A 13314-nucleotide genomic window follows, 5' to 3' on the forward strand; every position below is an offset into this window, starting at 1 on the left:
GAAAAGAGCATGAAACTACTTGACAATGAAGCGCTAATAGCCTAGATTTACACCAGTTGGAGACCTGGATTTTCAACTAAAAAAGGGACAAATTCCACCCGCACAATCTTGCAATGGATTGCTTTACCCTTTCAGGGTTCGCAATGACGTTGCAAAACAATCCTAAGCGGATACAATACGCCCAGGGTACACTACGCCCATACAATCCATGGGCGACGGCGAGTCATTGTCTTATTCTCGTTGCTGAAAGTGTCGAAGTTCCAAGTAGAGGACAAGAGCTAAACTCAGCGAGTCTACCCCCGTTCTACATCAATCCAGTCATTTTTGGATACAAAAAAGGCGTGGAGTTGAATGCATTTACCTACTTGAGGCCTTCGACTGCCCGCAACGAATAAACGCAAACAACTCACGCCCCAAATGGCCGTTTGCCTACAGGCAGATTTATCAAATATGCATGTACCAAAACGATGCGGCTGGCTTGCGCCGGTCGCAGACGTGAGCGTCGCCTTGTTCTCGTTGCAGAAATTGTCGAAGTTTCAAGTAGAGAACAAGAGAAAACTCTATTTGCCTTGAAATATAGATTTTTGGAATGGCAAAAGGTGACATTTGCCGTTTTTGTTGAAAAAAAACGACCTAAAACAGCAAAACCGACCCCTGCGGACCGATTTTAAACAAAAAAGTGCTCCAAGGCCCTAGTTAAAGGAGCCCGTGTTCCTTGAGAATCTTCTCGTACTTGTCGGCACGAGACTTTTCTTCGTCAGCACGAGACTTCTCTTCATCCGCACGAGTTTCAGCCTCGCTAGCGCGCTTTTCGGCTGCTTTAGTGCGCTGGCGTTCATCGTACACCAAGTCATCCAATTCCTGTTGCCAAGTCATATAGCGCTTCCTTGTTTCGTTGTCCGACAAGTACCATTGCCGCTGAAGTTCGATGTTCTTTGTCCCCTTGGATGTTGCCTTGTTGGTCGCAAAGTATTCGAGATACTCCTTGACCGACTGCTCGGCGACATCCCTGTACTTATTGAATATATAAAAATTTTTGTAACAGAGGTCACCCAGTTCGTGTTCGGGATGCCCTTTTTCCAGATTCTTGAACCTGTAGACGGCGCGATCCTGCTTGAAGATGTCGTCAGGACAAATAAAGATGATGTACTGTTCCTTGAGGTTACGGTAGGATTCGCCCTTGTTCAGGGCTTCTGAATCGCACAGTGCCTGGTAGTAGCGGGCACGCTTCGGAAGCTCGTGGGTGTCCTCAATCTGCATCTCGATGTCGAAGGTGCGCATAATCTCGCCATCGGGGCCCTGTTCCTTTACGAACACGTCATAGCGGACGCCCTTGTTGAAGGGGCTTGTTTCGGTGGATTTCTCCGGCTCCGGTTCCTGCAGGTCAAAAATCTTGATTCCGAGGATGGCTTCCAGGAAAGGCTTTGCGATATGCTTATGGCTGAATACCAGCGCGAACATGAAGCGGTTCGTGATAGGCAGTTCCTCGAACGGAACGTGGTTTGGATCCATAATGCTCCTTTACGCGGCTTGCGCCGCGCGGTAAAAACAAAAAAAGAACCGTCCCTATGTCATATAAATAAATATGATATAGAAAACGGCTCTTTTGTGAGCTTGGCCAGCTATTTGCTGGTTGTTTAGAATATAGCAAACAACGCTGTAGAAAAGTATTGTTTCATAAAAAATTTTTCATTTTGCAAACAGTTGTTTGCAAAACTTTCATTCGCCTTACATGCACTCTTCATACTTCAAAGATAATTGCAAAAAAATCCAACAACTAATCCTATCACACATTCATCATTGCATCAATCAACTTTTCTTGATTGCCTTGCAACGGGTACTGTTCCGCGATTTTTCCGTGTTCCATGCGAATGACGGACTGGCAACAGTTTAGAATGAATTCGGGATCGTGCGTAATCACGAGTAGCGTTTTTCCGCTTGCGGCAAGTTTCTGGAGAGTTGCCGACACGGCTAGCATCTGTTTGTAATCCAGGCCGCTGGTAGGTTCGTCGAACACGACAATTTCGCGGCCGCTAGAAACGCCGCTGCCGATAGCGACTCGCTGCTTTTGCCCGCCCGAAAGCGCCATGGGATGGCTACTAGCGTAATCTTTCAGGTTAAGCCGTTCAAGGATTTCTAGGGCGGCGTTTTCATCTTGCGAATTCATGCCCAACAAAATTTCGTCAAGGACGCTTTCTGTAAACAGTTGGTGGTTCACGTCCTGCATAATCAAGTATGCGCCGTATTTACGCGCCTTGCGTTTTTGTCGCCAGGTTCCGCGGAGCCCACACAACACCTGGGCAAGCGTCGATTTTCCGGCACCATTATGCCCGATAACGGCTGTGATTTGATTGCGCGGGAGTGAAAGTTCCGGAATGTCAAGAACCGGGAATTTGCGATTGTAGGCAAAATGGAGGTCTTTGAAGACCAATGACTCTTTAAGAGTTCGCTTCGCAAGCTCCTTCGAACTTTCCGGCCCTTCGGCAAGCTCAGGGACCTTATTTTTAAGTTGTTCCAAATTAATGCAGCGCAGTCCGAGACTTGCCGCATATTCCGGGCCTTTCGACTCAAGCTCGGCAGGCGTCCATTCGTGCGCAATACAGCCATCTTTTACATAGCAAATCCGATCTGCAATGTCTCGCAGGTAATGGATGCGGTGTTCCACGATAAGAACGGTCTTGCCGCGAGATTTCCAGAACTTGATGATTTCAGCGAGGTCCGCGACAGTTTTCAAGTCAAGATTAGCCGAGGGCTCGTCGAGAACGAAAATTTCGGGGTCGGTCGCAGAGACCGAAGCACAGGCGATTTTCTGCTTTTCTCCGCCAGAAAGGTGGAAGATATTTCGGCCCGCCAAATGTTCTATGTGGAATTCCTTCACGACGCGATTCACGCGTTCCCTGATTTCCTCCGGATCCATTCCCAAGTTTTCGCAGCCAAAGGCGATTTCACTGTCGGTATCGATGTTGAAAAATTGCGAACGCGGATTCTGGAAAACGGAACCCACGTGCCTTGAAATTTCTGCAAGCGTCATGTCGGCGGTATTCTTGTCGCCGAGCAATACGTCACCCGCCATCGTTCCCGATTGATAAAGCGGAATAAGCCCGTTGATCAGCTTAGAAATTGTCGTCTTTCCGCAACCCGACTCCCCCACAAGCACAACGCATTCGCCAGACTTGATTTCAAAATTCAAGTTCTTGATGACGGCATCGTCAAGAGATTCTGCGTAGGAGAAGGAAACGTTTTTTAAGGCAATATTCATAATAATGGATTCTATCGGTCGGCCCTTCGACAAGCTCAGGGACCTTCCTCCAGAATGACAGAAAACGGAGTAATACCACAAAGCAGTGCTATAACGGCCAAACAATAAACAAACACGACAACATCTTGAACATGGAACCCGATTTTGACAATGCAACTGCGTCTCGTTTCTGGCGAAAGTCCGCGCGTCGTCGCCGCCACCGAAAGTTCATCCCCGATTTTCGTGAGTGACACCAGCAGCGGAATAAGTCTGTATTCCAAAATGGCAAGCGGGTTCTTTAATGTCCGCAGGCTGAACAGGCGAATGCCCCGCATGCGCATTGCATTCCCGATATCGCGGGCTTCATCGAATACGGTCGGGAAAAAGCGAATCATCACCGCCAAGGGAATCGTCACTTTGTTAGGAATATGCATCTTCGACATTCCTGCCATGAATTCGTTTACCTTGGTAGTCGTCATGACATAGTAAAAAATAACGCTTATCGGCATCACATGCGAAACAAGCATCATTGTCGAGACAAACAGCGTGCCCGCGAGCCCGACATCCATTGTTTTTAAATAATCAAAACTGAATGCAGATATTGCGTACAAGAAAGAAAAGAGCAGGGAAAACCGCCATCTTTTTTCAAGCACCAATAAAACCGCCGGCAAAACAACAATCATGGCGCCGTAAATCACTGGCGCGGAAAGAATGATGCTGTTTCCCGCAATCGTTAAGAACAGTTTTGTCCGAGGGTCCAATTTCACCGGGCAAGACCGATCCGTTCGAAATGCTTTTTCATGATGCGGCGAGCCACGAGTCCACCGATAACGGCACCCAAGATGCCGAAGGTGTAAATTCCGACCAGGGGCCAGATACTGTTAGAAAGTTCCGCCAACTTCGCAACGTAACCTTCGTCGCACATGCCACGGATATATTCTAGATATTCCTCGGTATAAAGCCAAAGCGGAAGCATCATCGAAGAACTCATTAGGCTCATGACAATGTTTGCCATGTACAAGCCAGCAAAATTTTTCCCTATGATTTTCAGAATTGTTCCCGACAGTAGCCCAACTGCAAGGCTTATCGCAAACATGATAACGCTCTGACCCATCACTAACATTGCGCCCCCGAAAATGCCGCAGAAAAGCATGCAGCACAGAATCGGCCTTTCTATTTTCGAATAAAACAGGAACATGGGAACGCTCGTCACAAGCGCGATACTCGCGGTCGAAAAAACAATAAGGGCAGGAATGTAGCCGATGCTCGACGACATAAAACCTAGCACGATATAAAGTGCCGAAAATATGCCTACGTTCACCAGATCGCGGATCAAGGTGTTCGAAGATTTTTTTCCAGTCGTTCTAACGTCACTCATAAAAGTCTCCATTAGCAAACAATTGCACGCCAAATAGAGTTTTTCGATGCACTTTTTTCTACTCCATTTAGACAGAAAAAGGACCGCGGCTATTGCCACAGTCCCCTTTTCGAGCATCATGAGAGGCTATTAGAAGCTGAACACCGTTTCAAGGCCGAAACGCAGCACATCGTCGTCTTCGTTATCCTGCACGGCGACATCCACCATGCCGAAGGCCGTGAGTTCCAGGTTTTCGATCGGAGTGATGTAGATGCGGCCACCGACATCGAATGTTGCAGCGGCCTTGTTGTCGTCATCCAAGGTGTGCGTGTGATATTCTACAGGGATACCGAGCTTGATGAATTCAGCAATCTTGAAAGCCGGTTCGGCATACACGAAGAAGTATTCCGGAATTTCGCCGTTGTCAAGATCGCTTGCATCTTCGGCGGCATCGCCCCTGTCAACAATGGCATAGAAGGCAGTCGTCTTGATATCGAACATACCCACTTCGAAAGTCGGTTCAGCCAAGAACGTGTGAGCGGTAGAAGTCCAATCCTGGCCTTCCACGACATCGCCGTCGTCACCCAGGTAGTCGGCATGGAAACCATACACAGCCCTGAAGCCAAAGCCACCGATAGAGAGGCCCGCTTCGACACCGGCATGGAGTTCGTTATGCTGAACGCTCTGATAGCTCTTGTAGTCCACATACGGACGCAAGTGCTGACCGGCGTAGTCGAATTCGTAGGCGGCATGCACGTCGTAAACCTTGGCACCTTCTTCGTCGGCCCAGTCGTTATCGCCGCTGCCAAAGCCGAAGCCAAGGATAAAGCCTGCGAGGTCGATTTCAAGACCGCGGATGTCGTGTTCCTTCATGCCTGCGGCATTGTCGGCAGGATCGTCGTAGTCATAGTAGGCGACGAATGCACCTTCCGAGAAGGTCAGGTCACCCAGCTTGACCGCGAAGAAATCAGCCGGCTGATACTGAATGTAGGCGCCATTGTAAATGGATGCCGGGTCAGTCGTTTCGCCATCGGCTTCGAGGCCAACAAATGCAGACCACTTTTCGTTGAACTTGACTTCAAAATTCAGGTCGAAGGTAGAAGCGTAGGAATGGTTCAGATCATCGTCTTTCCAGACATTGCCCGTGTAGGCATCAAATTCAACTTCACCATTATACTTGACTTCCATCTGTGCTTCCGAAGTGCCTTCGTTCATGCTAGCCTTGAGCATGTCAAGTGCGTTTCCAGCGGCATCAGCGACTTCGCCCGGATTCGTATTTTCGGCAGGAGCAGATTCAGTCACTTCGGCAGGCTCAGTGACCTTGTCGGTTGGTGAGCTTGTCGAACCATCGGCAGGAGCAGCAGCGGTCTGAGCAGGAGTTTCCTGTGCAGGAGCAGCCTGTTCTGCAGGAGCAGCAGCAGGTGCTTCCTGTGCGGGGGCCGGAGCGGCCTGTTCAGCGGGGGCGGCGGCAGGAGCTTCAGCAGCGGGTGCTGCAGCGGGGGCTTCGGCGGCAGGGGCTGCTTCCTGCGCAAATGCAGACACGGCAAAGAAGGAAGCGGCTGCAAGACCGAACAAAAGATTAGACGTCAAACGGTTTTTCATTTTTCTCTCCCTTGACGGATTTATTTTCTGTTTTTGTAACACTCCGTCAGGTTTTTTACAAATAGTGCTACAAAAACGCTTGGCTATCGCCTTCTGTGTGCTATTGTTGCAAAATGCGTGCCAAGATGTTTCAGTTTAGTTTCAGAAATTAGACTAATCTAATTCAAGACTTTTAATGAAGGGCCGGCAGGTTTTGGGCCTACCAGCCCTTAATAGTTCTTGATTCTAAAAGATTAGTCTTCGAATCTCTTTTCCTTATTGGCCTTCATGCCGAAGAGCTTGAGGAAGATTCCCGTACCCACAAGAGCCACGATAGCAGCGACAATCCACTTGGTATCGCCTCCAACGGGCACCTGGTAGAGGAGAACTGCCACAGCCCAGGCAAGAATCGTCTGAACCGTCGCCATGAGGACGGCGAGACCGAGGCCGATTTCGCGGGCAACCACGCCCATAGCGGCAAGGCACGGCACGTAAAGCAAGATAAAGATGAGGAACGCAAACACCTGCCAGTTAAAGCCATCCACCGGGTTACCGTTCTTATCCGGATTGTGGAAGTAAGAGCGGAGGTTCGCGTAGATGTCGGCTGTTTCGGAAAGGTCGCCTTCTTCGAGAGCGCCCATTTCGTCTTCGGAGAGTTCGAGGCCTGCGGCAGCGAGCTTTGCAAACACAGCTTCGCGGGTCTTTTCGTCCTCTTCTTCTTCGCCGAAGGTTTCGATGGCTGCATATTCTTCGCAGGTCAGCACCTTGGCGTCGGTAATCTTGTCCAGAGTTTCCTTCTTGAGTTCGGCGGCTTCCTGGCCTTCCAATTCGCCGGTAGTTCCGAGCGGGTCGGTGAGGGAGCCAAAGACTTCGGCGAGGTTAGCAGGAATCGAGCCGAGAGCTTCGAGCACAGCGCCCTTGATATCGGGAGCGCCACCTTCTTCCTCTTCTTCGGCCGGGCATTCGTCGATGCCTACGATAAGCGGTTTTTCTTCTGCAGCGGGTTCCGCGGGTGCGGCCTCTGCGTTTTCGGCAGAAGCTGCAGTTTCAGTCACTTCGGCAGGCTCAGTGACCTTATTTGTATCAACCACGGCGCTATCCGTTGCAGCAGAATCAGCAGCGGTCACTTCGGCAAGCTCAGTGACCTTGCTTGTATCGGCGGCTGCAACCTGTTCCGGGGCAGGAGCCTCGGCAGTCGGCGCTTCGGCAGGCTCAGCGACCTTTTCGGTTGGTGTTTCGGTCCCTGAGCTTGTCGAAGGGGTCGAACCATCAGCAGGAGCCTCGGCATTCTCCCCCGCCATAGAATACAGCGAGTTCATGGTACCGATAACGGCTTCCTTGGCCAACAGGCCCGTAAACAGCGACACGGATGCGGGCCAGTTTTCCTTTTCGACACCGAACGGTTCAAACACCGGCGTAATCGCCTTACCGATAACAGAGAGCAAGCTGTTTTCGGAGTCTCCGTTACCGGCTGTAAATTCAAAACCTGCCGGTTCATCGGCCGGAGCATTTTCGTCCGCAGCCTTCTCCACAATACCGAAGCTGTTGAGGAAGCCAAGTATTGCAACGGCAATGGTAATCACCTTACCGGCGCGCCAGATGTAGTCGCGCAGGCGCTGCCAGCAGTGAATCATCAGGGACTTGAACTTGGGCAAGTGATACGGCGGAAGTTCCATCACAAAGTTGCTGGCCTGGCCCTGGAAAAGCGATTTTTTCAGGAACAAACCGTAAGCGATAGCGAACAGCACACCGGCGAGGTAAAGCAGGAACACCACCGTGCCCGCCATCTTGCCGAAGAACGCAGCAGCAAACAGCGCATACACCGGGAGGCGTGCACCGCAGCTCATGAACGGCACCAGGAAAATGGTGAGGAAACGTTCACGCTTGGATTCCAGCACGCGGGAGCCCATAATGCCCGGCACGCCGCAGCCGAAGCCCACCATCATCGGCACGAAGGCACGACCCGGGAGCCCGAGGAAACGCATGAAGCGGTCAGCAACGAAAGCCGCGCGGGCCATGTAACCCGAGTCTTCCAAGAACGAAAGGCACAGGAACATAAAGAAGATGACCGGAATGAAGGTTGAAACCGTCTGGATACCGGCACCGATACCGTCAGCGAGAATTGCCGTGACAAACGACGGGCAACCGAGTACATCGCCCAGCACGTAGCCGAGGCCATCCACGAAAATCGCACCGAACAGCACGTCAAAGAAATCAATGAACGCAGAACCAATCGTCACCGCAATCCAGAACACCAAATACATGATGACAAGGAAAATCGGGAGAGCGGCCCAACGGTTCAAAAGTACGGCGTCAAGCTTGTCCGAGAAAGTTTTCTTGGCGCGCGCAGAAACAATCGCCTTGCCTGCCACCTCGTGCGAAATGGAATAGCGGTTTTCGGCCATCGCAAATTCCGGTTCTTCGCCCAGAATCTTCACGACATCGGCCTTGTCGAGCTTCACGCCCGCTTCGGCAAACTTATCTGCATAGCTCTTCTCGTTGCCCAAGTACATGAGCGAAACCCAGCGGGCATCCGTCGCCAAGAGTTCTGCAACCGGAGCCACCTTCGGTTCCAACACCTTCACGGCCTCTTCGACCTTGTCGCCGTAAACCACCGGCTTCGGGAGCGGCATCGGGCTTGCGAGCACATGGCCCATCTGGCTAATAAAGTTAGTGACGCTCTTTTCGCTCACCGCAGAAAGCGGAATGCACGGCACGCCGTAGAAATCAGAAAGTTCGTCGAGGTCAAGCTGGATTCCGCGATTCTCGGCAATGTCCATCATGTTGACGGCAATCACCATCGGAATCTTCATGTCGGCAAGCTGGCTCGTAAGGAACAGGTTGCGTTCCAGGTTCGTCGCATCGACGATGTTGATGATGAGGCTCGCTTCGCGGCTGAGCAAGTAGTCGACAGCAGCGCGTTCGTCTTCGGCATTTGCGAACAAGGCGTAAGTACCCGGAAGGTCCACCAGGCGAATCTGGCGGTCGCCCAGTTCAAAGTAACCTTCCTTCTTTTCGACCGTCACGCCGGGCCAGTTACCCACATGCTGGCGAGCACCCGTAAGCGCGTTAAAGAGAGCCGTCTTACCGCAGTTCGGGTTACCGGCAATTGCAATCGTCAAAAGTTTTCTGGCAGCCATTATACCCTCCTCAACTTGAGAACGTTGGCTTCTTCTTTGCGGAGCGAGAGTCTATAAGAAAGCACCGCCACCTCGATCGGGTCGCCGAGCGGGGCCGCCTGCAAGACTTCAATCTGCACGCCACGCACAAGGCCCATCGAAAGCAACTTGGACTTATAAGCAGAATCGCCCTCGTTATAGCCGACGATTTCCACCTTGTCGCCCTTCTTGAGTTCCGAGAACTTGGGCTCGGTACCCCATTTTTTCGTATGCGACTTGCCGCCGCACCCACAATTACAGCTCATATCATCCTCATATAAAAACGAGAAAACTCTTAAGCGGAGCCTTCCTGTTTACTTTGTGTTTTTGACAACCCTTAGCTTTTTTACCGAAGAAACTTTTGCCGAGGCAATCGCATTCGACGGTTTCACAAAATCTTCAATGTTACCGAGCGTTTCTGCAGAAAGGATATGTTCCATACTGCAAGCATCCTTGTCGGCAATCGCCTCGGACACGCCCAGCTTAATCAGGAATCCCTTCAGAAGAATATGACGGTTCAAAATCATGGCGGCAACGCGCTCTCCCTCTTCGGTGAGTTCTACACCGCTGTAGGGTTCCTGCCTAACAAGGCCCATCTTCTTGAGTTCAACCATGGCCTTTGCAACCGACGGCATTTTCACGCCGAGAGCCGCCGCAATATCCTTGACGCGGGCAAGCCCGTTCGCTAGGCGCAGCATGTGCACCATTTCCAAGTAGTCTTCTAAGCTTTGAGTCAGTTTTGTATGGTCCATTTCAACCAGCCTTGTTTAGACGCGGCTAATATAGTTTAATAAATCTAATTAGGCAAGGCTAAAAATATTACAATAGCCATACTTTTTTAGACAAATCTAACTTTGAAACGGAAAATTTACATTATTTTGACCTTTTTGCCCTTGTTTTTGCAATTAGATTTATCTAACTTTTAGTTAGACAAGTCTAATTCAGAATGTCGCCATAGCTTTCGGATTCAGGCTTGTTAGGTTGAATCAAAAAATCAATTCCCTCTTTTGTGTCTCTTTGGGAATAAAGGTGCCCCCGCTCAAGTAGCTCTGAGCAGGGGCATTTTTGTTTACTATTCAAGTCAACATTTTTTACACCGCATAAAGCGGAACATTAGTCAAAGATGCTTGCTCCCTATAGGGGCGCATGGAGTAGCGAATTGCCTGGAGTCCTGGCGTGTTTTGCAGCAGCGTCGAAAGGGAGTTGGAGCTCACTGATTCTCCGGACTTGACTTCGATGGGCAAGAGGCGGCCTTCCGACTGTATCAGGAAATCTAATTCTAGCCTTGAATCGTCCGTCGAGTGGTAGTAAATCGGGTCAATCCGTTTACTTTTCATTTGTTGCAAAATAAACTGTTCTGCAAGTCCGCCATTGAATTCTGCAATCAGGTCGCTCTTGATTAGAATCTGCGAAGAATCTGTATTTGCCATCGCACCCAACAGACCGACATCCAATGCATATAACTTGAAAATGTTCAGTTCTTCATAAATGCTTAATGGCAAAGCGGGTTTAGAAACGCGAGACACCTTGTAAAGCAAGCCGGAACCCACAAGCCATTCGATAGCTTCTTCGTATTGCGTTGCACGGGCGCCCTTGCGGAGTGCCCCGTAAATAAACTTCTTGTTTTCCTTGAACAGTTGCGAGGGAACGCTTTTCCAAACAAGCTTTATCTTTGCAACCTGGTCTTTGGGCGCATGTTTTGAAAAATCCTGCTCATATCCACGCAAGATGCTTTTCTGTATTTCGCGCACGCTCTGCAGAGCCCCGGTTTCAGCATACTGTTTAACTGCTTCGGGCATGCCGCCCACATAGTAGTATTGCCTGAGCAAATCGACGCACTTTTCGTGCAACGGAGCAATGCTAGCAAAATCTCTTTTTGCAATGAGATCCGCAGTGTTCTGTTCGCCGATGGCGTCAAGGAATTCCATAAAATTCATCGGGAAAATGTCTAGCTCGTCCACCTTTCCGACAGGGAACGACACTCCCTGATGGAGCGAAATTCCAAGCAACGATCCCGCAACGGCAATATGATATTCGGGCGCTTGCTCGTAGAAATATTTCAGCGCTTCGATGGCTTCGGGAACATCTTGAACTTCGTCCAAAATAATCAACGTGTCGCCGGGGGTGATGTCAACCTTGCTTAAGGCCTTTAAATCGCGCAAGATTCGTTTTATGTCAAAATCGCGGGCGAACACCTGTTTCACCAACTCATTTTTTCGGCAAACGATATAGGCTTCTTTCTGATATGCCGTCTTGGCAAATTCCCGCAAAAGCCAGGTCTTGCCGACTTGACGCGCCCCGTTAAGAATCAAGGGCTTTCGATTTGCGCTTTCTTTCCATTTAAGCAGATTTTCTAGGGCAATTCGCTTCATTTTACATTTTTCCGCATATATTTCACCCTGTAAAATACATTTTTCCGCACATAAAATCAAGTCATTTTGACATTTTTCCACACTTCAAACAGTGAACAAATGTATAAAATTTCATCAAGCTCTGTCGGGCTAGACCGTACTTTTGGGTCGAAACTGCGAAAAAGCTGCGAAAATGACCCTTCGGCTCTGTTAGGCCAGACTGTATAGCTGCGAACTCGCTGCGGCGAGCCTGATGACCCTTTCAGCGTAAAAAAATTGATTACGACGCCAAAAAACAGTTTTGGATGGGCTTACGAAACCGTTTTTTTTGCTAGGACCGCCGAATTGTATGAAATGGCCTAGCAGAGCCTGTCAGTCAGACCTTTCGTAATTGATTAAAAAGTATGGAATAATCAGTTTTTTTTGATTTTTTCACACTTTTTAGTTAGAATGAGCGCTGGGCAACAGAAACGTGGCGTTTACCGCTATATCTAGCGGAACGTCTACTGAGCAATCCACACATTGATTTCCTCCAGTAACTATATCTTTCCTATAGGTTCTGGAGCAAACCGTAGTTGTTACAACTGACTTTCTATAAATTCCTTGACTGCAGGATTTGATGTTATTGCAAATTGAAAGCGAATACCACAAAAATGTCAAGGCGTTACCGAATAAAGTCGTCTTTACAGTCTATTGATGATTTAGAAGAGCGCTAAACGAGCCTTCATGGCCTCCGCATTCACGGAAGCCGAGAAATAAATTCACAAAATGGTTTGTCTGACAGCAGTCTTATTATTTGGGGTAAAATTTGCGAATCAGTTCTTTACGCAACGGACAGGATGTCCTCTTCCCTTATTGAGAGTCCCATAAGAGGCTGCTCCATTTTGATTTGAAATGTAAAAGTAATATCCTGATGTATATCCATCCCCTCCCTGGGTTGCAGTCCAAAAAACAGCATAATATCCATCGCCATAAAAAGATCCTCCTTGATTGTATCCAACGGGAAAAGCAGAAAATCCTATAGCGTCAGTTCCATTGTTTGACCTATCCCATCCTGTTTTGGATCTCAAAAGTTTTTGCCTATTGCCAAGTTCTTCAATTGTTGATAATAGATTTTTCCATTCTTCTAGGCGAGGGATGTGCCATCCTTCTGGACATATACCTTTTCGATTGACATCGCTTATAGAACAACGAAGTCCTTCGCCACAATCGTATGCGGCAGTATCCATTGCTGCAGACCATGTGTAGTATCGGCCCGCTATTTCCCCGTCAGGATCATTTTTATTTGCCCACATATTTCCTTCTAAATTATGAGAAATATTCTTGTCCGCAAAATTCAAGTTTTCTGCCATCCAGGTAACACCATCTATAACCGTGGTCCTATAAACCTTTCCATCTCTTTCATCAGTCATAGTTCCGTATTCAAAATCAGGATTAAAGCGATATTCCTTGGGGACAAGCCAATTCCAATCGTTAGTCATGTCAACCCAATTACCGTTTGACGCACAATAGTAACTAATGGTATCAACGACTGGAATTTGTCCCTTTTTTAGTTGAAAATCCAGGTCTCCAACTGGTGTAAATCTAGGCTATTAGCGCTTCATTGTCAAGTAGTTTCATGCTCTTTTC

General features: G+C 48.9%; 10 protein-coding genes. All 10 read right to left on the reverse strand.

Translation table 11 applies throughout. The features are described 5' to 3' along the window. Positions 1-696 precede the first annotated feature (696 nt). On the reverse strand, positions 697-1512 hold the full coding sequence (locus tag BUB55_RS13095) for an Rpn family recombination-promoting nuclease/putative transposase (RefSeq protein ID WP_073192215.1): 816 nt from the start codon (positions 1510-1512) through the stop codon (positions 697-699). Between the two features lie 274 nt (positions 1513-1786). Continuing rightward, positions 1787-3259 carry an ABC transporter ATP-binding protein gene (locus tag BUB55_RS13100; protein WP_073192234.1) on the reverse strand — a complete coding sequence of 491 codons (1473 nt, stop codon included), beginning with the start codon at positions 3257-3259 and terminating at the stop codon, positions 1787-1789. A 35-nt stretch (positions 3260-3294) separates the two neighbouring features. After that, positions 3295-4005 (reverse strand): energy-coupling factor transporter transmembrane component T, encoded by a 711-nt coding sequence (locus BUB55_RS13105; protein ID WP_073192217.1) that lies wholly within the window; start codon positions 4003-4005, stop codon positions 3295-3297. Then, positions 4002-4616, reverse strand: a complete 615-nt coding sequence (locus BUB55_RS13110) for an MptD family putative ECF transporter S component (protein ID WP_073192237.1) — start codon at positions 4614-4616, stop codon at positions 4002-4004. The genes BUB55_RS13105 and BUB55_RS13110 overlap by 4 nt, the downstream gene beginning before the upstream one ends. 129 nt (positions 4617-4745) lie before the next feature. Next, positions 4746-6197: a hypothetical protein gene (locus BUB55_RS14385; RefSeq protein WP_073192219.1), complete on the reverse strand. Its 1452-nt coding sequence runs from the start codon at positions 6195-6197 to the stop codon at positions 4746-4748. Positions 6198-6430: 233 nt separating this feature from the next. Further along, on the reverse strand, positions 6431-9316 hold the full coding sequence (gene feoB, locus BUB55_RS13120; protein WP_073192222.1) for a ferrous iron transport protein B: 2886 nt from the start codon (positions 9314-9316) through the stop codon (positions 6431-6433). Further along, the gene (locus BUB55_RS13125) at positions 9316-9600 is read right to left on the reverse strand and encodes a FeoA family protein (RefSeq protein ID WP_073192225.1); all 285 of its coding nucleotides are present in this window, start codon (positions 9598-9600) and stop codon (positions 9316-9318) included. Before BUB55_RS13125 ends, feoB begins: the two co-directional genes overlap by 1 nt. Positions 9601-9648: 48 nt before the next feature. After that, positions 9649-10086 (reverse strand): metal-dependent transcriptional regulator, encoded by a 438-nt coding sequence (locus BUB55_RS13130; protein WP_073192228.1) that lies wholly within the window; start codon positions 10084-10086, stop codon positions 9649-9651. A 339-nt stretch (positions 10087-10425) separates the two neighbouring features. After that, the gene (locus BUB55_RS13135; RefSeq protein WP_073192230.1) at positions 10426-11706 is read right to left on the reverse strand and encodes an ATP-binding protein; all 1281 of its coding nucleotides are present in this window, start codon (positions 11704-11706) and stop codon (positions 10426-10428) included. 794 nt (positions 11707-12500) lie between these two features. Beyond that, positions 12501-13166: an FISUMP domain-containing protein gene (locus BUB55_RS13140; protein WP_073192232.1), complete on the reverse strand. Its 666-nt coding sequence runs from the start codon at positions 13164-13166 to the stop codon at positions 12501-12503. Positions 13167-13314: the final 148 nt, after the last annotated feature.

Source organism: Fibrobacter sp. UWP2 (genome assembly GCF_900141705.1).
Classification (GTDB): Bacteria; Fibrobacterota; Fibrobacteria; order Fibrobacterales; family Fibrobacteraceae; genus Fibrobacter.